The 21,747-nt window shown below is 62.0% G+C and carries 20 protein-coding genes; 8 read left to right on the top strand and 12 right to left on the bottom strand.

The window, feature by feature from the left end; genetic code table 11:
* Window positions 1–232: 232 nt before the first annotated feature.
* The 4 genes from AC1DMK_RS09515 to rpsU (AC1DMK_RS09500) all read right to left on the bottom strand — a co-directional run bounded on the left by AC1DMK_RS09515 (window position 233) and on the right by rpsU (AC1DMK_RS09500) (window position 4,433).
* Entirely contained in the window at window positions 233–1,912 is a 1,680-nt protein-coding gene (locus tag AC1DMK_RS09515) for an HWE histidine kinase domain-containing protein (protein WP_477858592.1), read from the bottom strand.
* 216 nt (window positions 1,913–2,128) lie between these two features.
* Window positions 2,129–3,190 carry an NAD(P)/FAD-dependent oxidoreductase gene (locus AC1DMK_RS09510; RefSeq protein WP_477858590.1) on the bottom strand — a complete coding sequence of 354 codons (1,062 nt, stop codon included), beginning with the start codon at window positions 3,188–3,190 and terminating at the stop codon, window positions 2,129–2,131.
* A 25-nt stretch (window positions 3,191–3,215) separates the two neighbouring features.
* A complete protein-coding gene (locus AC1DMK_RS09505; RefSeq protein WP_037069625.1) occupies window positions 3,216–4,082 on the bottom strand; it encodes a tetratricopeptide repeat protein in 867 nt (288 codons plus the stop codon).
* A gap of 135 nt (window positions 4,083–4,217) precedes the next feature.
* The gene (gene rpsU / locus AC1DMK_RS09500; RefSeq protein ID WP_037069622.1) at window positions 4,218–4,433 is read right to left on the bottom strand and encodes a 30S ribosomal protein S21; all 216 of its coding nucleotides are present in this window, start codon (window positions 4,431–4,433) and stop codon (window positions 4,218–4,220) included.
* A gap of 430 nt (window positions 4,434–4,863) precedes the next feature.
* Between rpsU (AC1DMK_RS09500) and AC1DMK_RS09495 the strand changes: the two genes are divergently transcribed.
* The 3 genes from AC1DMK_RS09495 (at window position 4,864) to AC1DMK_RS09485 (ending at window position 6,048) form a co-directional block, all read left to right on the top strand.
* Window positions 4,864–5,073 carry a cold-shock protein gene (locus AC1DMK_RS09495; RefSeq protein ID WP_037069619.1) on the top strand — a complete coding sequence of 70 codons (210 nt, stop codon included), beginning with the start codon at window positions 4,864–4,866 and terminating at the stop codon, window positions 5,071–5,073.
* 466 nt (window positions 5,074–5,539) lie between these two features.
* Window positions 5,540–5,779 (top strand): 30S ribosomal protein S21, encoded by a 240-nt coding sequence (rpsU, locus tag AC1DMK_RS09490; RefSeq protein ID WP_007527643.1) that lies wholly within the window; start codon window positions 5,540–5,542, stop codon window positions 5,777–5,779.
* Between the two features lie 41 nt (window positions 5,780–5,820).
* Complete coding sequence (locus AC1DMK_RS09485; protein WP_037069613.1) at window positions 5,821–6,048, top strand: hypothetical protein; 228 nt, start codon at window positions 5,821–5,823, stop codon at window positions 6,046–6,048.
* A gap of 187 nt (window positions 6,049–6,235) precedes the next feature.
* On the opposite strand, the gene AC1DMK_RS09480 is transcribed toward AC1DMK_RS09485, so the two are convergent.
* From AC1DMK_RS09480 to AC1DMK_RS09470, 3 genes are all read right to left on the bottom strand, one after another.
* The gene (locus AC1DMK_RS09480; protein ID WP_477858588.1) at window positions 6,236–6,796 is read right to left on the bottom strand and encodes a class I SAM-dependent methyltransferase; all 561 of its coding nucleotides are present in this window, start codon (window positions 6,794–6,796) and stop codon (window positions 6,236–6,238) included.
* Between the two features lie 84 nt (window positions 6,797–6,880).
* Window positions 6,881–8,233: a sensor histidine kinase gene (locus AC1DMK_RS09475; protein WP_477858587.1), complete on the bottom strand. Its 1,353-nt coding sequence runs from the start codon at window positions 8,231–8,233 to the stop codon at window positions 6,881–6,883.
* Window positions 8,230–8,910: a response regulator transcription factor gene (locus AC1DMK_RS09470; protein ID WP_477858586.1), complete on the bottom strand. Its 681-nt coding sequence runs from the start codon at window positions 8,908–8,910 to the stop codon at window positions 8,230–8,232. The genes AC1DMK_RS09475 and AC1DMK_RS09470 overlap by 4 nt, the downstream gene beginning before the upstream one ends.
* Before the next feature lie 187 nt (window positions 8,911–9,097).
* On the opposite strand from AC1DMK_RS09470, the gene AC1DMK_RS09465 reads away from it, so the two are divergent.
* The 5 genes from AC1DMK_RS09465 to AC1DMK_RS09445 all read left to right on the top strand — a co-directional run bounded on the left by AC1DMK_RS09465 (window position 9,098) and on the right by AC1DMK_RS09445 (window position 14,805).
* Window positions 9,098–10,351, top strand: coding sequence for a sarcosine oxidase subunit beta family protein (locus AC1DMK_RS09465; protein ID WP_037069600.1), 1,254 nt, complete (start codon window positions 9,098–9,100; stop codon window positions 10,349–10,351).
* A 12-nt stretch (window positions 10,352–10,363) separates the two neighbouring features.
* On the top strand, window positions 10,364–10,705 hold the full coding sequence (locus AC1DMK_RS09460; protein ID WP_037069597.1) for a sarcosine oxidase subunit delta: 342 nt from the start codon (window positions 10,364–10,366) through the stop codon (window positions 10,703–10,705).
* Entirely contained in the window at window positions 10,702–13,695 is a 2,994-nt protein-coding gene (locus AC1DMK_RS09455) for a sarcosine oxidase subunit alpha (protein ID WP_477858583.1), read from the top strand. The genes AC1DMK_RS09460 and AC1DMK_RS09455 overlap by 4 nt, the downstream gene beginning before the upstream one ends.
* Entirely contained in the window at window positions 13,688–14,236 is a 549-nt protein-coding gene (locus AC1DMK_RS09450) for a sarcosine oxidase subunit gamma (RefSeq protein WP_477858582.1), read from the top strand. Before AC1DMK_RS09455 ends, AC1DMK_RS09450 begins: the two co-directional genes overlap by 8 nt.
* Before the next feature lie 173 nt (window positions 14,237–14,409).
* Window positions 14,410–14,805, top strand: a complete 396-nt coding sequence (locus AC1DMK_RS09445) for a VOC family protein (RefSeq protein WP_037069588.1) — start codon at window positions 14,410–14,412, stop codon at window positions 14,803–14,805.
* Window positions 14,806–14,833: 28 nt separating this feature from the next.
* On the opposite strand, the gene AC1DMK_RS09440 is transcribed toward AC1DMK_RS09445, so the two are convergent.
* The 5 genes from AC1DMK_RS09440 to glgC all read right to left on the bottom strand — a co-directional run bounded on the left by AC1DMK_RS09440 (window position 14,834) and on the right by glgC (window position 21,735).
* Entirely contained in the window at window positions 14,834–15,319 is a 486-nt protein-coding gene (locus AC1DMK_RS09440; RefSeq protein WP_477858581.1) for a MaoC family dehydratase, read from the bottom strand.
* 88 nt (window positions 15,320–15,407) lie between these two features.
* The gene (gene glgX / locus AC1DMK_RS09435) at window positions 15,408–17,378 is read right to left on the bottom strand and encodes a glycogen debranching protein GlgX (protein ID WP_477858579.1); all 1,971 of its coding nucleotides are present in this window, start codon (window positions 17,376–17,378) and stop codon (window positions 15,408–15,410) included.
* Window positions 17,379–17,388: 10 nt separating this feature from the next.
* Window positions 17,389–19,020, bottom strand: a complete 1,632-nt coding sequence (locus AC1DMK_RS09430) for an alpha-D-glucose phosphate-specific phosphoglucomutase (RefSeq protein WP_037069580.1) — start codon at window positions 19,018–19,020, stop codon at window positions 17,389–17,391.
* A 6-nt stretch (window positions 19,021–19,026) separates the two neighbouring features.
* Window positions 19,027–20,469: a glycogen synthase GlgA gene (gene glgA / locus AC1DMK_RS09425; protein WP_477858576.1), complete on the bottom strand. Its 1,443-nt coding sequence runs from the start codon at window positions 20,467–20,469 to the stop codon at window positions 19,027–19,029.
* A gap of 3 nt (window positions 20,470–20,472) precedes the next feature.
* Window positions 20,473–21,735: a glucose-1-phosphate adenylyltransferase gene (gene glgC, locus AC1DMK_RS09420; RefSeq protein ID WP_477858575.1), complete on the bottom strand. Its 1,263-nt coding sequence runs from the start codon at window positions 21,733–21,735 to the stop codon at window positions 20,473–20,475.
* Window positions 21,736–21,747: the final 12 nt, after the last annotated feature.

Below are 21,747 nucleotides of genomic sequence, written 5' to 3'. Positions count from 1 at the left end.
CTACCGAAAAGCCTTCTTCGACCAACTCGGGCTGCTTTCTTTACAACAGGAACTCCACCGCCTAAATCACGCTCGATGAACCGCCGTGTACGGAACCGTACGCACGGTGGTGTGGGGGGAGGGAGCCGAAAAACTTCCTCCTACCCGATTCTGCCCGGAGCTACGGTCTGTCGCGCCCGCTATCTTCGTTCCGGTACGCCGGTCTTGGCAGATGGCCGGCCTGAGATCGTCGTCAGGCCGTGCCGGCCGGGGATGTCGTGCGTTCGAGTGCCCGGCGTGGTGCCGTCAGCTCCCAGCGCAGGCCTGTCGGCAGGAAATCCACCTGCACGCTGCCGCTGAAGGCGGCTGCGGCGTGGTTCTTGATGACCGTGGTGCCGAAGCCGGATCGTTCCGGGGTTTTGACAGGCGGTCCGTTCTGCTCTTCCCATGTGACGCGCAGCATCTCTTCGCTGCGGTCTCCCTCCTGGAAGTTCTGCCAGTAAAGCCGGACACGTCCCCGCGGCACCGAGAGCGCGCCGTATTTGATCGAATTGGTGGCAAGCTCGTGCAGAGTGAGGCCGAGGTTCTGAACGGCCTCGGGCTTCAGCATGAAATCCTTGCCGATGATGTCGATCTGCTGGGCGGCTTGCGGGAATGCCTTCAGGTGGATGTCGATTACCCGCAGAAGCGATGCCCCGGCCCATTGTTCGCTGGTCAACAGCTCGATGGAGCGCGACAGGCCGTCAAGGCGATCGGCGACCGCTGCCTGGAATTCCTCTACGGTTCCAGCCTGCTTGGCCAGCTGACGCATCATTGCCTGGGCGAGCGCCAGCAGGTTCTTGGTGCGATGGACCAGCTCGTTCATGACGAAATGCAGTCGGTCTTCTGTCTGGCTGCGGTCAAACGAGGCGTTGGAAAGCGCGATGGCGACCTGGTTCGCCTCGATCACGCTTGTGTCGATCGGCGCGACGATGTGGCCTTGACCCATCCGGTTCGCCATGTCGGCAATGGACCGGATGGTGGTGCGGACCTGGCGGGCGACGGCATAGGCGGCCAGGATCGCCACCGCCAGAAGGGCGATGCCACCGATGATCAGGAAGCGCCAGGTCGTCAGGATCGACGCCTGTGCGCTTGCGACGGGACCCCATATGACAGCCTTCCAGGACCAGCCTGGAATCTGGGCATAGCCGAGCATGGTCTTCGGCAACACGGCGCGGTCTTCGTAAACGCCGCTCGATTCGATCAACGACGGCAGGATGCGCGGGTCGAACGGCTGGCCGAAGCCGATGCTGCTTGCGCCTGCGGAGGCGACGACGTGGCCGCCCTGATCGACGACGGCAGCAGACCAGCCGGCGGGAAGGCCTTCCGTCGAGACAAGCTTGGCAAGATCCTTGGCATTCTGGGTGATGATCAGTGCAGCGACCCGACCAAGCTGCAAGGGCATGGTGACGTTATAGACCCATTCGCCGCTGGTTCGGCCCTGAAACACATCGGAAGCCTCGATGCGCCCGGAGCTGATCGCCGATTGAACGGCCGCCATGTTGGCGGTCGGGCCCAGGGGCGTGCCGTAATCGACGCGCGTGTTCAGCAGCTGCTGACCGCCCGCGTCCATCGCAATGACATAAAGCGTATTTGCGCGCAGCGCGGTTTCGGTGCGGGTGTGAAAGGCGGCGAAGTCGTTGCTCTCAAGTTCCGGCGAGGTGGACAGCAACCTTAAGGTTGTAGCCATGTCCTGCAGCTGGCGGTCGACCGATCGGGCGAGCGCGGTCGCGTCCTGGGCCGTTTCCCGCTTCAGGATCGAGCGCTGGTTGTCCTCCAGCTGTCCGAGCAGCAAAGCGACGAGCGCGAATATCGGCAGCGACGTCGCCAGTGCCATGGCAATCAGATAGGTGCCGATCGATGCCTTGGGAAACAGCCTCGCGGACATCTTCATCGGCGCATTCTCTGCTTGCCGGGCGCGCAAATGCTTGCGCCCTCGGCCCTTGCGAGCTTGAAAGCAAAGAACTGGATCACCGCGATTGCCCTCAATGCACCCTCATCCTGTCGATAGCCTGCTATCGAGACAGCTGCATGTTAGGGACACCTCCGAATCCTTGCAACCTGCTAAAACACGACGGCGGCATTTAGCGGGCATCTGTGGCGAAGATGCTCAGCCGAATCTGGAAAGCCTGTAGGGCGCGAGCGCGGGGTCTTCGTTGCCGGCAAGAATCTCGCTTGACGCGAGTAGCCCGGCGAGCGGCGCCAAGGTTACACCGGAGTGCATGACGGCGACATAGAGCCCGTCGCAGGCATTGCCGATGATGGGCAGGCCGTCTTTCGGTGTCGGGCGGTATCCGACCGTGTAGAAGTCCATCGCAAGAGACTGGCTCTTCGCCAGGCTTTGCCTAAGCTTGGCGAAGAGTGCCGATGCCGTCGCCAGCTGGTCTGCACCGGGCTCTGCTCCGCCAAAATCGCTGCCGGCAACAATGCGGCCCTCGGCCGTCTGGCGCATATGCAGCTCAGGTGCCATGACCAGGCCGGTCAGGCGCTTTTCGCAAGGCCGGGAATGGACGATCATGCCGGGCGGCGTTTCGATGGGAAGTGCGATGCCGATGGAGGCCGCCAGCGGCGCGCTGCCGGCGCCGCATGCCAGGACGACATGATCGGCCTCGATCATGCCGGCGGAGGTGACGACGCCGGAGATCCTGTCGCCGCTGCGGATTAGTCCACTGACTGCCGCAACCACGAGCTTCGCACCACGTGCCTTAGCATCTGCGAGCATCAGCCGGGCAGCGGCTACCGGCTCGGCGGCGCCTTCCTCGGCAACCGAAAGGGCAAGGTCGGGGACGATCTTCAGATAGGGCTCGCGCAGGCTGATCTGTTCGCGGCCGAGGCGCTCAATGCCGTAACCCCAACGGCCGTGCTCGGCGGCGAAAGCTTCCAGCTTGTCTGCGGGCAGGTCCCAGCTGATGGCGCCGTTCCAGGCAAGCGGCAGGCCGGGCAGTTCCCTTGCCAGCCGTCTCCATTCGCTCATCGCGCGCCGGCGGAAATGAAAGTAGAATTCCGGGTTGCCCCAGCTGGCATTGATCCAGGCAAAGGAGCAGGGTGTGGCAACACCGCCATTGTCTTCGGCGACGACGGTCACGCTTGCGCCGTCGCGCGTCAGATGCCAGGCGATAGAAGCGCCGATGATCCCCGAGCCGACGACGACCACATGCTGTTTGGTTGTCATCCTCGTCGCCCCGATCTGCTTGTCCTTAGCCGGCGGTGGGAGCGCCTACGCGCGCAAGGCCGTCTTTGGCCGGCTGGTACTTCGCGTCAAGGCCGATCGCGTGGCGGTAGGAGCGGGCGGCCTTCTGCTTGTCACCCTTGCGCTCGTAGACGAGCGCCTGGTTGGCCCAGGATTCGGCGACGTTGCCGTTGAGCTCGATTGCGTGGTTGAAATCGGCAAACGCATTGTCGTCGTCGTTGAGCGCAATGTAGGAAATGCCTCGGCCGTTGTAGGGCTCTGGCGAATTCGGAGCGAGCGAGATCGCCTTCGAGAAGTCGTCGATCGCTTTGTCCTGCTGATTGCGCTTCTGATAGATGAGGCCACGATTGTGGTAGGCGCGGCCGTCTGTGGTCCCGAGCTGGATCGCCTTGTTGAAATCGTTGAAGGCGGCATCGTCCTGACCGGCGGTGCGGTAAACGTTGCCGCGGCCGATGAGCGCCACGTCGTAGTTCGGATTGATCTGCAGGGCGGCGTTGTAATCCTGGATCGCCTGCTGCTGCTGGCCCATGTTGCGGTAGACCAGCGCCCGATTGGCATAAGCCTGATAGAACTTCGGGTTGATCTGCAGGGCTGTGTTGAAGTCATTCAGCGCCTGGCGGAAATCGCCGCCGCGACCATAGGCCGAACCACGCACGTTATAGCCTTCTGGATCTCTCGGGTTGGCGTTGATCACCGAGGTCAGCGAGGCGATATTCTCCTGCGAACCCTGCGCCTTGTCGATGCGGATAACGGCATCAGAGGTGTTGTTGGTCGTGCAGCCGGCGAGGCCGAGTGCGGTGACGACAGCCAGTGCCGGCAGTGCGGCAAGTTTCGGCAAACGCAAGGAGCGGGTATTCGACATGATATCAGCCATGCGGGCTTGTTTTCCCCCAGTGCAGCCGGTCCGGCGAGGGACGGGCAAGCTTCAGCAGCAAATTAAAAAGGCGGTGGCGACATAATCGCCCCCGCCAACATACATTTGAAAACGTCGAAAAAACGACAGCGACGCTTAGCGCGCGGCAACGGCGCCTTCGCGCTGTGCCCGCTTGCGAGCCAGCTTGCGAACGCGACGGACGGCTTCGGCCTTTTCGCGAGCGCGCTTTTCCGAAGGCTTCTCATAGTAGTCGCGCATCTTCATTTCGCGGAAAATGCCTTCGCGCTGCATCTTCTTCTTGAGAGCGCGGAGAGCCTGGTCAACATTATTATCGCGGACAAGTACCTGCACGAGAGTCACGTTCCTTTGGTTTGGTTGAGGCCTGCGTCAGCATGGCGCCAGAGGCAAAAATATTCAATTCGCGCGGCCACGGCCTTGCGATTGGGTGCGGGATAACAGATCATGGTGCGGAAGTCCATACGGACCAGCGGATTTGGAAGGAAAAATCCGGGAGATCCCGGTCCCGGCGCTTTCCGCGACGATTTCGAAGCGTTGCCGATGGTCCGATTGTTTGCACGAACAGGCTGTCGGCCGACCGTGCGAAAGCCGCTAATTCCGGTTCATTCCTTGCATCGGCCGCCGTTTGCTCTATAGTAGGCCCATCGACTATTGCTTGTGACCTTTGTCAAAGAGCCAAATCGCTCCGTCAGATCTCCTCTCAAAATCGATCAAACCCAGCGAATCCTCGCCGGGTACTAACGACCATTGAAAGGCGATCGTTATGAATTCAGGTACCGTAAAGTGGTTCAACAGCACCAAGGGCTTCGGCTTCATTCAGCCGGATGACGGTGCTGCTGACGTTTTCGTTCACATTTCGGCGGTTGAGCGTGCTGGCATGCGCGGTCTGGCCGACGGCCAGAAGATTAGCTACGACCTCGTGCGCGATCAGAAGTCCGGCAAGAACTCTGCAGACAATCTGCGCGCGGCGTAATTGTCATTCGCCTTTGCTGACCACGGATGTACTGGCAGCTGCAGGCAATGACGGAAGAGGTCGGGGTTGCACCCGGCCTTTTATGCTTTTCAAGAATCACGACGATGGCTCGGTGAGAACACTATGGCACGCACTCCCAGATTTGCTGTCGGAGACAAGATAGTCCTGAAGGACGGATTCGTCCGTACGGACACTGCAGGAAGAACATGCACGATCGCCGGTGTTCTTCCATTCGACGGCAGTCGTGCTCAATACCGGGTCCGCTTCGAGACCGAAAATTTTGAACGTCGGATCGTCGAAAGCGATATCGACGTCATTCAGTCGGCATCTTCGGTGCCAAACATTGAAACCGTGGCGAGTGCGGAGACTGGCTCCTGGCTGAAGTCTTCCAGCATCAAGGTCAGGAAGTAATTTCCGGCTTCGCCGTCCAACTGGCAATCACGATTGCCGCATGAAAGGAAAGAGTTTGCAGGTTCTCGTCAGGGATAACAATGTCGATCAGGCGCTTCGCGTCCTGAAGAAGAAGATGCAGCGCGAAGGTCTCTTCCGCGAATTCAAGGCGCGCAGCGCTTATGAAAAGCCGTCAGAGAAGCGCGTTCGCGAAAAGGCCGAAGCAGTGCGTCGCCAGCGTAAGCTCGCGCGCAAGAAGCTTCAGCGCGAAGGTCTTCTGCCGGCTCCGAAGAAGGCCGTGCGTCCGGCACGCTGATCTGCCCATCCGGCAGCTTCGTCTAGATAGAGAGAGTGCAGATGACTTCAAAAAGCGAATTCTTCAATCCGGCCAAGCTCTCATCACGCGATAAAGCGGCGGCGACCGACACGACTGCGAGAGCAATCGTGTCAGCCGAAGCTGCTGCCCGCGAAAAGAAAACGGAAAAGCTGAAGGCCCTGCGCTTGCAGCAGGCCGCCGAAGCGCCACCGGCCGCCGCCCCTGCCAAAAAACGGCGGGCGGCGTCCAAGTCGGCTTCCTCGTCCTAAAGCGCCGCGCGTCCGTTGGGACGTGCAAAGCGGTTTCTCCCACCTTGCAATCATACGACAGCAAGCGTCCCGCCTTCGGGCGGGAACGCTGGCCTGCGCGTTCTGGCGGACCAGCGCGCCGGGACCATGTCTCGAACGACAGGTTCCGCCGAGAGCCTTTGCTATCAGCCTTGGAGGCAAGCCCGGGCTAGCTCCATCGTGAGAACCTGAACACCGTTGCAGGCGGCAGGTTGAGCCGGACGCGCCCCAGACTGGCAACCCGCAGGCCAAGCGATCGAAGGACCGGGTCGGGAACCGAGCATCTATGACCATAGGTGAACTGGTAGAAAGTGCCGCTGGGAGGCATCAGGGAAAAGGCGCCGGCCATGATCGCGTGAACGGTCTCCTGGCTCATGTTGCGTAGCGGCAAGCCGCTGACGACGGAACTGAAACCTTCGCAACCGAGCTCCGGCAAACGGCGGGCATCGTGCTGGAGCACGGTKATCTGCGGAAATCGGCGCCGCAGGAGTGCGACAAAACTCTTTTCGATTTCTATCAGCGTCAGGTTCGCCGGCGATACGCCGCGGGCGAGCAGCGCTCTTGTGAAGATGCCGGTTCCCGGCCCGAGCTCGAGAACGCGTCCACCCCCGGGATCTATCTCGCTGGTCATCAGTCGGGCGAGCTGCCTTCCCGACGGCGCAATCGCGCCAACCGTTCGCGGAGCCGCGAGCAGGGCCTTGAGAAAAGCAGAGGTGAGGGAAGCGTGCATGACCGGTATCTCCAGGAAGGTTTTGTGAAGCCATCCTGAGGTCGTCAAATGATGTTAACATTGCGCTTTTCGGACGCCGCCGATCTAGATGGTGGGGAAACTCATATTGAAGCTCGCGCCGCCGCCGGGCGAGTCGCTGACCCACACGCGCCCACCGTGAAATTCGGCAATATCGCGGACGAGGTGGAGGCCAAGTCCGATGCCGTTGCGATCGGAAACCAGGCGCTGGAACGGCTCGAATATCCGTTCGCGGTCCGCAGCGGCGATGCCCGGACCGTTATCGATGACGGAAATCTGTGCCGGTGCCTGAACGCGTATGGTGATCGGCCCGGTCCTTGCGCCATGCCGAATCGCATTTTGTACGAGGTTGGCAAGAGCACGCTCGATTGACGAGGCGTCCGCGAGGATCGTTTGCGGCAGGGATGCAATCTGGAAATCCGTGTCGTAGCCTGCGGCAACGATCAGCGGTGCGAGGTCTGCGACTTGGCGCCTTGCGACAGCCACCAGATCCAGCGGCTTGAGCTGTTCAGGTTCGTTATTCAGCCTTTGCAGATCAAGCAGCTGTTCGGCCAGCGTCGCAAGCCGGGCAACGTCTTCCAGGAGCTGCCCGGATACCTCGGTCTTCACCATCGTGTCTATTCGTGCCTGCAGGATCGCGATCGGGGTTCGCAATTCGTGTGCTGCAGCGAGCATAAAGCGTTTCTGCCGGTGGTAGGCTTGCTCCAGCCGGGCCAGGGTCTCGTTCATGGCAATCACCAGCGGTGCGATTTCAGCCGGAACGGCGTCGAACGGCAGCCGGTAGTTGCGGTGTTCTGCGTCGATGCGTCCGGCTGCTGTTGCTACGGTCTCGAGATCCCGCGTGATCCCGCGCATGATGAAAGGCGTCACCGCGAGCGTGATCAAACCCGTCAACAGAATGGCCGGGAAAACCGCGCTCGATGCAAAAGCTGTCAATGTCAGCAACAGAAGCGCAGGCGCCAAGATCCCTCGGCGACCGACAATGATCGTCAGCGGTCCGTCCTTGCCGTCAACGACCTGCATTCTGGCGCCAACCGCATCCGGCCGGTTTTCATCCCCGTTGAAGCGGGCTTCGGTGATCCGGCTGCCCAGTGCCGCAATCGTCGTGAATTCGGCCGGCACAGGTCCTTCCGTCGCCACCCGGCCATTCTTGTCCCGGACAACGAGCCAGAAACCGGGTGCTGCGCGCTCCTTGGCGAGCTCGCGGGTTTCAGTGACGACGATGCCGCCATCGTCGGTCCGGGTGACGGCGGACGCGACACTGGCGATGGAATCTTCGCCCGGTGCGACGATCCCCACAAAGCCCAGGCTCCAGAGACCGAGGACGAAGGCGGCGCCAAGCGACAGGATCGTCAGCGCCTGTAGCGCAAACAGGCGGCGGATCAGTCGCCACTTCAGAGATGGAAATTGCCGCTTCATTGCCGGGCTTGCCTGAGCAGGTAACCAATGCCGCGGATGGCATGGATCTCGACCCCTGCTTTTGCCGCGTCGAGCCTGCGGCGGAGGCGGGAGACGTGTGTGTCGAGCGCGTTCGATTGAATTTCGTCGTCCATTCCATAGACGGCATTCTCCAGGGTCGAGCGTTCCACCGTTCGCCCGCTGCGCCGCATCAGGGCCTCGAGGACAAGAAGTTCGCGGCGCGGCATGGAAATCGGCTCGCCGGAAAGGCTGGCTTCGCGATTGAGCACATCGAAAGAGAGAATGCCGATGCGCAACGGGGTGGCTTCTACCGTCCCGGGACGGCGGAGTACCGCACGCAGGCGCGCCATCAACTCCTCGACGGCAAAGGGCTTGGCCAGATAGTCATCGGCGCCCGTGTCCAGTCCTTCTATCCTGTCTTTAAGGTCGCTGCGTGCCGTCAGCATAATGGCGGGCGTGCTGGCGTTGCCGGTCGTTCGGGCAATGCCGAGAAGCGTCAGTCCGTCACCGTCAGGCAGGCTGCGATCCAGCAGCAGTGCGTCATACCTGGTAAGCTTGAGGGCCTCGGTCCCATCGGCAAGCGTCGAGACATGATCGATGATCAGGTCGTAGCTCCGCAGTGCCGTCATGAGAATGGCAGCAAGCTCAGTCTCGTCTTCCGCCAACAATATGCGCATCCGGTTCCCCCGCCGTTGTCGATGCTCTTCCAACATTGCGTGAAAATGACGCGCGAGGCGCGACCGATCTCGCACGGTGTCAAAACAAAAGCCCATTCACGTCGCAAAAGAAACGTTGTGCCGCTTTTGGATTTGCGATTTGTATGGCCGACGAGACGGGATCTTTCCCTGAAGGAGATGAAGGCGGATGCGCAGATACTCGGTTTTTGCCGTAGCACGGGAGGCTCTGAGGGGTCACAAGGGCTGGGAGAGGCAGTGGACTTCGCCGGAACCTCGCGCCGAATACGACGTCATCATCATCGGCGGCGGCGGGCATGGTCTTGGTGCTGCATATTACCTTGCCAAGGAGCACGGCATCACCAATGTCGCGGTCCTGGAAAAGGGCTGGCTCGGCGGGGGCAACACCGGCCGAAACACGACCATCATCCGCTCGAACTATCTCTACGAAGAGAGCATGCACATCTACGAGCATTCGATGAAGCTCTGGGAGAACCTGTCTCAGGATCTCAATTACAATGTGATGTACTCGCCGCGCGGCGTGATGATGCTCTCGCACAACGTTCACGACCAGCAGTCCTTCAAACGGCATATCCACGCCAACCGGCTCTACGGCATCGACAACGAGTGGCTGACGCCGGAGCAGGCGAAGGCCTATTGTCCGCCGCTCGATATCTCGGCCAGCGCCCGCTATCCGATCAACGGTGCTGCGCTGCAGCGTCGCGGCGGTACGGCGCGTCACGATGCGGTTGCCTGGGGTTATGCCCGCGCGGCGTCGGATCGCGGCGTCCACATCATCCAGAACTGCGAAGTGACCGGCATTCGCCGCGGCCCGGACGGGCACGTCACCGGCGTGGAGACCAACCGCGGCTTCATCGGCGCGAAGAAGATCGGCGTCTCGGCGGCGGGCCATACGACGACTGTCATGAAGATGGCTGATGTGCGCGTGCCGCTGCAATCGAGCCCGCTGCAGGCGCTGGTTTCCGAACCGCTGAAGCCGATCTTTCCCTGCGTGGTCATGTCGAACACGGTGCATGCCTATATCTCGCAGTCCGACAAGGGCGAACTCGTCATCGGCGCCGGCACCGACCAGTACAATTCCTACAGCCAGACCGGCGGCCTGCAGATCATCACGCATACGCTCGATGCCATCTGCGAACTGTTCCCGATGTTCCGCCGCGTCAAGATGATGCGCCAGTGGGGCGGTATCGTCGACAACACGCCGGACCGTTCGGCGATCCAGTCGAAGACGCCGGTTCCGGGGCTCTACGTCAACTGCGGCTGGGGCACCGGCGGCTTCAAGGCGACGCCGGGTTCGGCGAACCTCTTCGCGCATCTGATCGCTCGCGACGAGGTGCACAAGTTCAATGCCGGGCTGACGCTCGATCGCTTCCGCACCGGACGCCTGATCGACGAAGCTGCCGCTGCTGCCGTCGCGCACTGACCCGAGGATCTCATGCTTCTTATCTATTGCCCATACTGTCAGGAAGAGCGCTCCGAGCTCGAATTCCGTGGTGCCGGCGACGCCCATATCGCGCGTCCTCAAAATATCGCCTCGATTTCCGACGAGGAGTTCGAGCAGTACTTCTTCCTGCGTGACAACCCGAAGGGGCTGATCTTCGAACGCTGGCGTCACCAGCACGGATGCGGCCGTTTCTTCAACGCGGCGCGCGACACGATCAGCGACAAGTTCATCGTGACCTACAAGGCAGGCGAGCCGAAGCCGGAGATCGGCGCGGCCGCCGTTCCGCATGCTCCCGTCGAGACCTACGAAGCGCTCGAAGGAGAGGCACAATGAGCGGCACGAACCGTATTCCGGGCAAGGGTCGCCTGACGCCCGCCAGAACAGCGCGCTTCACCTTCGACGGCAGGAGCTATACGGCACTCGAGGGTGACACCGTCGCCTCGGCGCTGATCGCCAACAACATCCATCTGGTCGGCCGCTCGTTCAAGTATCATCGCCCGCGCGGCATTCTTTCGGCCGGTGCCGAAGAGCCGAATGCGCTGATCGACGTTGCCCGCGACAGTGCTCGCAAGCAGCCAAACGTGCGCGCGACGGTCCAGGAGGTCTTCGACGGCATGATCGTGCAGTCGCAGAACCGTTTCCCCTCGCTCGCCTTCGATATCGGCGCCATCAACAACCTGATGTCTCCGTTCTTTGCAGCCGGCTTCTACTACAAGACCTTCATGTGGCCGAAGGCGGCATGGAAGCACATTTACGAGCCGATGATCCGCCGTGCGGCCGGCCTCGGCGTCGCGCCGACGGAAGCCGATCCGGACCACTATGCCAGCCGCTACGCACATTGCGACGTGCTGGTGGTCGGCGCCGGCGTTGCCGGCCTTTCGGCCGCTCTTGCGGCCGCGCAGGCCGGTGCCAAGGTTGTCCTGTGCGACGAGCAGGCGGAAGCAGGCGGAGCGCTCCGCTTTGACAGCACCGTCAAGATCGACGGTATCGATGGCTACGAGTGGGCGCAAAAGACGGTTGCAGCACTCAGAGCCATGGAGAATGTGCAGGTCCTGACCCGCACGACGGCCTTCGGCTACTATAACCACAACTTCGTCGCCCTCGCCGAGCGCGTCACCGATCATATCGCAAACCCCGGCCGCGACCTGCCGCGCGAGCGTCTGTGGCAGCTGCGCGCCAAGCGCGTCATTCTCGCCAACGGCGCGATCGAACGCCATATGGTGTTCCCAAACAACGACCGTCCGGGCATCATGCTGGCGTCGGCGGCGCGCATGTACCTCAATCAGTATGGCGTTGCCGTCGGCCAGAAGGTCGGCGTCTACACGGCGCACGACTCGGCTTACGAAGCAGCCTTCGACCTGAAGCGTGCCGGTGTCGAGATTGCGGCGATCGTGGATTGCCGCCAGACGCCGGGTGCCGCGGTGCTTGCAGAGGCCCGTTCGCTCGGCATCGACGTTCTCGCCGGCCAGTCGGTGGTCAACACGTCAGGCAAGCTGCGTATCTCCTCGATGACGGTCGCCCGCAATGGCGGCGGCTCGCCGCGCAAGATCGCGGTCGACGCCCTGCTGGTCTCGGCCGGCTGGACGCCCTCGGTGCACCTCTTCTCGCAATCGCGGGGCAAGGTGGCGTTCGAGCCGGAAACCCAGCGTTTCCTGCCGGGTACCTACGCTCAGGATTGCCTTTCGGTCGGCGCCTGCAACGGCACGGACGACCTGCAGCAGACGATCGAGGAATCTTTGGCAGCCGGCGAACTGATGGCCCAGGCAGCAGGCAAGTCCGCAGGAGGCAAGATCAGCCTCTCGGCCGAGCAGGCGCATCAATGGACGGGCGGCATGATCGGCGCTGCCGAAGGTGCCGGTCCCGAGACCAGCGCCAAGGCGTTCATCGATTTTCAGCACGACGTCTGCGCCAAGGATATCCGCCTTGCGGTGCGCGAGGGCATGCACTCGATCGAGCACATCAAGCGCTTCACGACCAACGGCATGGCGTCGGACCAGGGCAAGCTCTCCAACATGCACGGTCTGGCGATTGCCGCAGAGATGCTGGGCAGGGAGATTCCACAGGTTGGTCTCACCACCTTCCGCGCGCCCTATACGCCGGTCACCTACGGCACGCTGATCGCCCATTCGCGCGGCGAGCTATTCGATCCGACGCGCAAGACGCCGCTGCACCAGTGGGAGGAAGCCCACGGTGCCGTGTTCGAGGATGTCGGCAACTGGAAGCGTGCGTGGTTTTACCCGCGCGCCGGCGAGACGATGCATCAGGCGGTTGCCCGCGAATGCAAGACGGCGCGTGCTGTCGCAGGCGTGTTCGATGCTTCGACGCTCGGCAAGATCGAGATCGTCGGCCCGGACGCGGCCGAATTCATGAATCTGATGTACACCAACGCCTGGGACACGCTGAAGCCGGGCAAGTGCCGCTATGGCATCATGACCCGCGAAGACGGATTCGTCTATGACGACGGCGTCGTCGGGCGTCTCAGCGAAGACCGTTTCCATGTGACGACCACGACCGGCGGTGCGCCGCGCGTGCTCCACCACATGGAAGACTATCTGCAGACGGAATTCCCACATCTCAACGTCTGGCTGACATCGGTCACCGAGCAGTGGGCCGTCATTGCCATTCAGGGGCCGAAGGCGCGCGAGATCATCGCGCCGCTGGTGGAAGGCGTCGACATTTCGAACGAGGCCTTTGCGCATATGAGCGTTGCCGAGTGCACGGTCATGGGCGTGCCGGCGCGCCTGTTCCGCGTATCGTTCACCGGTGAAGTCGGCTTCGAAATCAACGTGCCGGCCGATTACGGCCAGTCGGTGCTGGAAGCGGTCTGGGCGAATGCCGAGCCGCTCGGCGCCTGCGTCTACGGCACGGAAACGATGCACGTTCTGCGCGCCGAGAAGGGCTACATCATCGTCGGCCAGGATACCGACGGAACCGTGACGCCCGACGATGCGGGTCTTTCCTGGGCCGTTTCTAAGAAGAAGACGGATTTCGTCGGCATACGCGGGCTTAAGCGTCCGGATCTCGTCAAGGAAGGGCGCAAGCAGCTCGTCGGCCTCGTCACCAGGGATCCTCAGCTGTTGCTCGAGGAGGGCGCACAGATCGTCGCCAACCCGAACGAGCCGAAGCCGATGACCATGCTCGGGCATGTGACGTCATCCTACTGGTCGGAAAACCTCGGCAAGTCGATTGCGTTTGCGCTGGTTGCCGGCGGACGTACGCGGATGGGCGAAACGCTCTTCGTGCCGATGCCCGACAAGACGATCGCCGTCGAGGTGACCGACATGGTGTTCTTTGACAAGGAAGGAGGCCGCATCAATGGCTGATACGGCAGTTCGCAAATCTGTTCTTTCCGGCCGTCATGGCGGTTCGGCCGCCGTACGGCTGACGCCTGCACCTGACGCAAGCCGCGTGGCGCTTCGTGCTCCGGCGGGTTCGCTCAAGGCTCTTTCTTCCGCCCTCGGCGTGACGATCCCCACAGCGCCCAAGACTTCGGGCCGCAAGGAGGGCCGCTCGGTACTCTGGCTCGGACCGGACGAATGGCTGGTCATCGACGAGAACGGCAGCGACCTGATGACGGCGCTGGCCAAGAGCGGCGTGCTGCATTCGGCGACCGATGTCTCCCACCGAAATGTCGCGATCGTCGTGTCCGGCCCTGGGGCCGAAGCGACGATTTCAGCGGGGTGCCCGCAGGATCTGTCGCTCGGCGCCTTCCCGGTCGGCGGCTGCACGCGCACACTCTTCGGCAAGGCCGAGATCGTTCTGTTGCGAACGGAAGACGATACGTTCCGCGTCGAATGCTGGCGATCGTTTGCCGACTTCGTCTTCGGGCTGCTCGCCGAAGGCGCGGAAGACGCCGCTCACTAGCGGGCGAACGGATCTGCACATGTTGAGAGGCCATCGACGCGGTTTTCGTGGCGTGGCCGTCGAAAGCATAGCCCCCTTGATGTTTGTCACCGGCGGCTTGTCACAATGGGTTGCTGGCCTTAGTCTCGGATGCTTCCGGTTGCGCATGCGCGACCAATGAGGGGCTACGTCCGATGATGCTGCATCACGTTTCCATCGTCACCGCGGATCTGGCGCGGTCGGCCGCTTTCTACAGCGAGGTCTTCGGTCTGCGGCAGATCGAGCGGCCACCGTTTGCCTTTCCAGGCGCCTGGTTTTCTTGCGGCGCGCTGCAGGTCCACATTATCGTCAATCCTGATGGTACCTTCCGAAAAACGGCGACCATCGATACCGCCGACACGCATTTTGCCTTTCGAACGGACGATTTCGAGATGGTGATTCGCAGCTTGACTGCAAAGGGTTTTCGCGAGGATGCCGTTGAAGGCGATCCCAAGCGGTTGCTCGTCAAACGCAATGGTCTCGCGGGCTTCCCGCAGGCCTACCTGCTCGATCCGGATCGCAACATTATCGAAGTCAACGGAGCACCTTGACGACAGTGGGGTGGCCGTAACGGTCGCGTCAGACGTTTTCCGGACGGTCCTTCGGGTCGAACTGGATGATCGTGGTCCATTTGGCCGTCAGTGCCGGCTTTCTCTCGTTCTCGATCTCGATCGAGACGTCGTAGGTGGTCATCAGCATGCCGGCGCCGCGGAAGCGGGCTTCGGAAAGGATGAAGTGGCCACGGATGCGGGCGCCTGCCTTGACCGGGGCGATGAAGCGGACGGTGTCGAAGCCGTAGTTGATGCCCATGGTCTGCTCGCGCACCTTGGGCAGGCAATTGAAATTCATGGTCGAGAGCAGCGAGAGCGTCAGGAAGCCATGCGCGATCGTGCCGCCGAATGAGCTTTCGGCGGCACGCACCGGGTCGACATGGATGAACTGATGATCGTCCGTCGCATTGGCGAAGGCATCGATCATGGTCTGGTCGACGACAATCCAGTCCGAAAGGCCGGTTTCAGTGCCGATCAGCCCACGTACGTCCGTGAGCGAGATTTCGTTGACCATTGATTCCCCATGAAAAGGCTGCTGTTCAAAGCCTTACAACGGCTTTGTGACGATTGCGACAAGGATTTTGTTGCAACCATGAAGCGGGCTAACTTTCGAGATAGAATGCGACAGTGCGTTGCGGCACGATGGTCTGCGCCTCGCTTTTCTGGGTCCCGCCGGCAGTGATCTGGCGCCAGGAGGCGCGCTCGCCAGGTAGCAAAAATGTCTGCTTCGACTGGGAGCGATTGAAGAGGACGGCGAGCCGCACCGTCTTGCGATTGCTGCCATCGACAGTCCGGAGAACCATGCCAAGCGTCGCGAAATCGGGCGTCTCCCAGTCGGACACCGTCATCGGCTGGCCGGACGGCGAAATCCACTCGACGTCGCCGTTTCCGGAGAAGAAGGAGGCTTGAGAAAACACGTCGAAGCGTTTTCGCAGCGCCGACACAAACGCTGCATGCGCAATCAACTCGTCATCCAGCGCTTCCCAGTCGACCCAGGTGATATCGTTGTCCTGGCAATAGGCATTGTTGTTGCCGCGCTGGGTGCGGCCGCCTTCGTCTCCTGCGGTCAGCATGACGCTGCCGCGGGTGACGAAGAGGGTGGACAGCAGAGCTTCCACGTCGTCGCGACGCTTCCTGACGATGTCGGGATATCGGGTTTGGCCTTCGACACCGTTGTTCCACGAGTGGTTTTCGTTGTGACCGTCGCGGTTCTCCTCGCCGTTCGCCTCATTGTGCTTGCCGCCATAGGAGACGAGGTCCTTCAGCGTGAAGCCATCGTGGGCGGCGAGGAAATTGACGCTGCGCGTCGCGATGCCGCCGTTGCGCGAGAAGATATCCGAGGAGCCGGCAAGGGCGGAGGCGAGCGGCCCGGTCTTGTAGGCGTCGCCGCGCCAGTAGCAGCGCAGGTCGTCGCGCAAGCGGTCGTTCCACTCCAGGAACGGGGCCGGAAAATTGCCGAGCTGGTAGCCGCCGGGGCCGATGTCCCAGGGTTCGGCGATCATGATGCGATCGGCCAGCAGGTCGTCGGAAAGCAGGGCCGCCAGGGTCTCGCCATGCGCCTCGAAACCGCCGGCGGTGCGGCCGAGGACCGGCGCCAGATCGAAGCGGAAGCCGTCGACACCCGCTGCGAGGACGAAATGGCGGAGGCTGTCGATGACCAGCTGCCTGACATAGGGGTGATCGCAGGCAACCGTGTTGCCGGTACCGGTGTCGTTGACGAGCTCGCCGGGTCGATCGGGCAAGTGGCGGTAGAAGGAGAGATTGTCGAGCCCGCGCAGCGACAGCGTGGTGCCGTAGCGATCGCTCTCGCCGGTATGGTTGAAGACCAGGTCGAGGATGACGCCGATGCCTTCGGCGTGGAGCTTGGCCACCGTCTCGCGCAGTTCCGCCATGCCGCCGGGGACGATACGCGGATCGAGCGCCATGAAGGCGACGGGGTTGTAGCCCCAGCCGTTCCTCAGGCCGAGCGGGGGAAGGTGGCGTTCGTCGATCCAGGCGGTCACGGGCATCAGTTCGACGGCATCGACGCCGATCCGTTTCAGATGCGCGATGATCGACGGATGGGCGAGTGCTGCGACGGTGCCCCGTTGTGCCTCAGGCACGTCGGGGTGCAGCATCGTGAAGGGCTTGACGGCGACCTCGTAGATGAAGCCGCCAGGCCTGAAGAGCGGCTTTTGAGGCTTCACATACACATCGCGAGTCACGATGGCCTTCGGGATGAGATGCCGGGTGTCTGCGCCAAAGGTGGCGAGCAGCGGGTCGTGATGGAATGGCCGGTCGAGTTCCTTGGCATAGGGATCGACAAGCAGCTTCGACGGATCGAACCAGAGCCCGTTGTCGGGAGCGTAGATGCCGTCGGCGCGATAGCCGTAACGCGCGCCCTCCTTCAGGCCGTCGACGAAGAGGCGATGCACATGGTCATCACCGCGCGCCATCGGCAGGCGAGTGAACTCCTTGTCGTCCTGATCGAACAGGCAAAGCTCGATCTGTCCCGCATGGTGCGACCAGACGGCGAAATCGACGCCGGTTTCGAAGATGACCGCTCCGCCTTGCCCCGATTGGTTCGCCGCCATGTCGCTCCGGTCAGGTTATGACGGAGGGAGCGTCGCGCCCCGTGCGGCTGCGAATATCGGCGATGGCTTCAGCTGCGGCGATCAGATCGGAAAGCGCTTCCTGGGTCTCGATGTTGTGACGGCTGGAATCCGCCTCGTAGCGCTCGATATAGACGCGCAGCGTGGCTCCCGAGGTGCCGGTGCCGGAGAGGCGGAAAACCACGCGCGAGCCGCCTTCGAACAGGATGCGGATGCCCTGATGCTCGCTGACCGATTTGTCGACCGGATCGTGATAGGCGAAGTCATCGGCCGCTTCGACCTTCAGCGCGCCGAAGGTCTTGCCCGGCAGCGTGGCAAGCTGGCTGCGAAGATTGTCCACCACGCCGTTGGCCGCATCGGTGTCGACGCCTTCGTAGTCGTGGCGCGAATAGTAATTGCGGCCATAGGTCTGCCAGTGCTGGGTGACGATGTCCTGGACGCTCTCGCCGCGCACGGCAAGGATGTTCAGCCAAAGCAGAACGGCCCAGAGACCGTCCTTTTCTCGGACGTGGTTGGAGCCGGTTCCGGCACTTTCCTCGCCGCAGATGGTCGCCATTCCGGCGTCGAGCAGGTTGCCGAAGAACTTCCAGCCGGTCGGCGTTTCATACATGCCGATGCCGCGCTTTTCTGCGACCCGGTCGGCGGCGCCTGATGTCGGCATGGAGCGGGCGATGCCGGCGAGACCGCCGGAATAGCCGGGCGCGAGATGGGCGTTTGCTGCCAGGATCGCCAGGCTGTCGGAAGGTGTGACGAAGATGCCGCGGCCGATGATGAGGTTGCGGTCGCCGTCGCCGTCGGAGGCTGCGCCGAAATCGGGCGCGTCGTCTCCCATCATCTCGTCGTAGAGTTCCTTGCAGTGGACCGGGTTCGGATCCGGGTGATGGCCGCCGAAATCAGGCAACGGCATGAAGTTGCGAACCGAGCCCGACGGCGCACCGAGACGGTTTTCGAAGATTTCCTTGGCGTAGGGGCCGGTGACGGCGCTCATGGCGTCGAAGGCGATGCGGAAGCCGAGGCTCACGAGATTGCGGATGGCGCCGAAATCGAAGAGCTCTTCCATGAGAGCGGTGTAGTCCTCGACGGAATCCAGAACCGCGAGCATCATCCCGCCCGGCATTTCGTCCTTGCCGATGCGGTCGAGATTGACGTCGGGGAAGTCGGCGATCTTGTAGCTGTCGATCACCTTGCTGCGGGCAAAGATCGCGTCGGTGATCTTTTCCGGGGCAGGGCCGCCATTGCCGATGTTGTACTTGATGCCGAAGTCTTCGGTCGGGCCGCCGGGATTATGGCTGGCGGACAGAATGATGCCGCCGAAGGCCTTGTATTTGCGAATGATATGGGACGCCGCCGGCGTCGACAGGATGCCGCCCTTGCCGACGATGACCTTGCCAAAGCCATTGGCGGCGGCCATCTTGATCGCCTTCTGGATGACTTCGCGGTTGTAGTAGCGTCCGTCGCCGCCGATGACGAGGCACTTGCCCTGGTAGCCTTCCAGCGAATCGAAGATCGACTGGATGAAGTTCTCGGCGTAGTTCGGCTGCTGGAATACGGGAACTTTCTTGCGGAGACCGGAGGTGCCGGGCTTCTGATCCTGATAGGGCGTAGTGGGTACGGACTTGTTCATTTTCTGTCACTTGCCTTTCGGGGCGAGGCTTGAATAGAGGGCAGCATAGCGCTCGGCGCTCTTCTCCCACGAAACATCCGATTTCATGCCCTGCTTTTGCAATTGGGTCCAGACCTTTTGATCAGCGTAGAGATGTAGCGCACGGCGGATTGCCTGCAACAGACCGGACGCGGTCACCGGTGAGAATTGTATGCCCGTTGCCACTTTGGCCGCAAGTGCCGCGTGATTGGCATCGATCACGGTGTCGGCGAGACCGCCGGTGTGGGCGACGATCGGCACGCATCCGTAGCGCAGCCCGTAGAGCTGCGTGAGGCCGCATGGCTCGAATCGCGACGGGATGATGATCGCATCGCAGCCGGCCTGCATGAGATGCGACATCGGTTCATTATAGCCGATGGAGATGCCAATGCGGCCGGGATGGCGCGCTGCTGCCGCCAGCAGCGACCCTTCCAGCGCCGGATCGCCGGAGCCGAGGATCGCAAGCTTGCCGCCCATCGCGACGATCTCGTCGGCGGTGGCGGCGATGAGGTCCATGCCTTTTTGCCAGGTCAAGCGGCTGATGATGCAGAAGATCGGCGCATTGTCGTCGTGCAGGCCGAAGAACTCGCAGATCGCGGCGCGGTTTGCCGCCCGGCTCTTCAGCGACGTTCCGGTGTAATGGGTGTGGACAACCGGATCGGTGGCGGGGTTCCAGACCTCGTGGTCGATGCCATTGACGATGCCGTGCAGATGCTCGATGCGGCTCCCAATCACGCCTTCCAGCCCCATGCCGAACTCCGCAGTCAGGATTTCGCCCGCATAGGAAGGGCTGACGGTGGTGATTGCATGGGCGGTCTGCAATCCGCCCTTGAGGAAGCCGATATGGCCATAATACTCGATGGCTTCGACGGAGAAGGCTTGCGGCGGAAGGCGCAGGCCGGGGAAAATCTCGGGGCCGAACTGGCCCTGGAACGCAATGTTGTGGATGGTCAGAACACTCGGCACTTCAGGCGTCGGGTAGTAGCGCATGTAGACCGGCGTCATCGCGCCCTGCCAGTCGTGCGCATGCACGATATCGGGCCGCCAGTCCGGTATCAGGCCAGCGGCGATCTCGGCGCCGGCCAGCGAAAGGGCTGCGAAGCGGCGCCAGTTGTCGGGGTAGTCCTTGCCGGTTGAATCGAGATAGGGGCCACCGGCCCTGTCGTAGTAGGCGGGGGCGTCGAGGATCAGGATATCCAGACCCTCGTGCCGGGCCTCCAGAACCGTCGCGGGCTCTCCCAGGAGATCATCGAACTGCAGCCTGACGACGGGATCGCGAATGGCCTTCATGACCGCGGGATARCCGGGCATGAGTGTCTTCATCTCAATCCCGAACGGCTTCAGCGCGATCGGCAGGGCGCCCGCCACATCGGCAAGGCCCCCTGTCTTGACGAGTGGGAAGACTTCGGACGAAACCGACAGAACTTTCATCTGTTACAAATCCAGCTTGTCGATCATGGGCTGCGTGATCAGGCAAATGCCGCCTTCGCTTCGCCGGAACCGCTTGGCGTCGAGTTCCGGATCCTCGCCGACGACGAGTCCTTCCGGAATGATGACACCATGGTCGATCACCACGTTCCTGAGCTGCGCGTGCCGACCGACTTTCACGCTCGGCAGAACGACGGCGCTTTCCAGCTTGGAATAGGAATTGGCGCGCACACCGGTAAACAGCAGGCTGTTGTTGAGCGTCGCACCGGAGATGATGCAATCGCCCGCCACGACGGACGAGGTGGCCGAGCCCCGGCGATCTTCGTCGTCGTGGACGAATTTTGCGGGTGGCGAGATCTCTGCATAGGTCCAGATCGGCCAGGACTTGTCGTAGATGTCGAGTTCCGGAACGATCGCTGTCAGGTCGATATTGGCCTGCCAGTAGGCGTCGATCGTTCCGACGTCGCGCCAGTAGGGCTCGCGCTCGAAATCGGAACGGACGCAGGAGTTGGCGAAGCGGTGGGCGATCGCCTTACCGTTCTTGACGATATAGGGGATGATGTCCTTGCCGAAGTCCTTGCTGGAGTTTGGATCGGCGGCATCGCGGCGCAGCGCCTCGATCAGGAATTTCGTGTGGAAGACGTAGATCCCCATCGACGCCAGCGCGAATTCCGGCTTGTCGGGCATACCCGGTGGGTTGGCGGGCTTTTCGATGAAGTCGATGATCCGGTCGCTCTTGTCGACATGCATGACACCGAAGCCGGCGGCTTCCATGCGCGGCACTTCGAGGCAACCGATGGTGACATCAGCGCCTGAATCGACATGCTGCTGCAGCATGTATTCGTAGTCCATCTTGTAGATGTGGTCGCCGGCAAGGATGACCATGTATTCGACACCGTAATCCTCGATGATGTCGATGTTCTGGTAGACGGCGTCGGCGGTGCCTTCGTACCACTGCGTTTCCGAGACGCGCTGGGAGGCCGGCAGAATGTCGAAGCTCTCGTTTCGCTCGGGGCGGAAGAAGTTCCAGCCGCGCTGCATGTGGCGGATCAGCGAGTGCGCCTTGTATTGAGTGGCCACGCCGATGCGACGGATACCGGAGTTCAGCGCGTTTGACAGGGCGAAATCGATAATGCGCGATTTGCCGCCGAAATAGACCGCCGGCTTGGCGCGGCGGTCCGTGAGTTCCTTGAGGCGGCTCCCACGACCGCCGGCAAGAACATAGGCCATTGCATCGCGGGCAAGTGGCTGAATGCGTTTTTCTACCATGACTTTCCTCCC

The sequence above is a fragment of the Rhizobium sp. 05L419 genome, assembly GCF_056397845.1.
Note: the sequence above shows the minus strand (reverse complement) of the source record. Positions and strands in the feature narration are given on the sequence as shown.

Excerpts from the sequence above, each read along its gene's own strand:
- AC1DMK_RS09515 (WP_477858592.1), bottom strand. The coding sequence starts at position 1,912 with ATGAAGATGTCCGCGAGGCTGTTTCCCAAGGCATCGATCGGCACCTAT.
- AC1DMK_RS09510 (WP_477858590.1), bottom strand. The coding sequence starts at position 3,190 with ATGACAACCAAACAGCATGTGGTCGTCGTCGGCTCGGGGATCATCGGC.
- AC1DMK_RS09505 (WP_037069625.1), bottom strand. The coding sequence starts at position 4,082 with ATGGCTGATATCATGTCGAATACCCGCTCCTTGCGTTTGCCGAAACTT.
- AC1DMK_RS09495 (WP_037069619.1), top strand. The coding sequence starts at position 4,864 with ATGAATTCAGGTACCGTAAAGTGGTTCAACAGCACCAAGGGCTTCGGC.
- AC1DMK_RS09485 (WP_037069613.1), top strand. The coding sequence starts at position 5,821 with ATGACTTCAAAAAGCGAATTCTTCAATCCGGCCAAGCTCTCATCACGC.
- AC1DMK_RS09475 (WP_477858587.1), bottom strand. The coding sequence starts at position 8,233 with ATGAAGCGGCAATTTCCATCTCTGAAGTGGCGACTGATCCGCCGCCTG.
- AC1DMK_RS09470 (WP_477858586.1), bottom strand. The coding sequence starts at position 8,910 with ATGCGCATATTGTTGGCGGAAGACGAGACTGAGCTTGCTGCCATTCTC.
- AC1DMK_RS09465 (WP_037069600.1), top strand. The coding sequence starts at position 9,098 with ATGCGCAGATACTCGGTTTTTGCCGTAGCACGGGAGGCTCTGAGGGGT.
- AC1DMK_RS09460 (WP_037069597.1), top strand. The coding sequence starts at position 10,364 with ATGCTTCTTATCTATTGCCCATACTGTCAGGAAGAGCGCTCCGAGCTC.
- AC1DMK_RS09455 (WP_477858583.1), top strand. The coding sequence starts at position 10,702 with ATGAGCGGCACGAACCGTATTCCGGGCAAGGGTCGCCTGACGCCCGCC.
- AC1DMK_RS09450 (WP_477858582.1), top strand. The coding sequence starts at position 13,688 with ATGGCTGATACGGCAGTTCGCAAATCTGTTCTTTCCGGCCGTCATGGC.
- AC1DMK_RS09445 (WP_037069588.1), top strand. The coding sequence starts at position 14,410 with ATGATGCTGCATCACGTTTCCATCGTCACCGCGGATCTGGCGCGGTCG.
- AC1DMK_RS09440 (WP_477858581.1), bottom strand. The coding sequence starts at position 15,319 with ATGGTCAACGAAATCTCGCTCACGGACGTACGTGGGCTGATCGGCACT.
- glgX (WP_477858579.1), bottom strand. The coding sequence starts at position 17,378 with ATGGCGGCGAACCAATCGGGGCAAGGCGGAGCGGTCATCTTCGAAACC.
- AC1DMK_RS09430 (WP_037069580.1), bottom strand. The coding sequence starts at position 19,020 with ATGAACAAGTCCGTACCCACTACGCCCTATCAGGATCAGAAGCCCGGC.
- glgC (WP_477858575.1), bottom strand. The coding sequence starts at position 21,735 with ATGGTAGAAAAACGCATTCAGCCACTTGCCCGCGATGCAATGGCCTAT.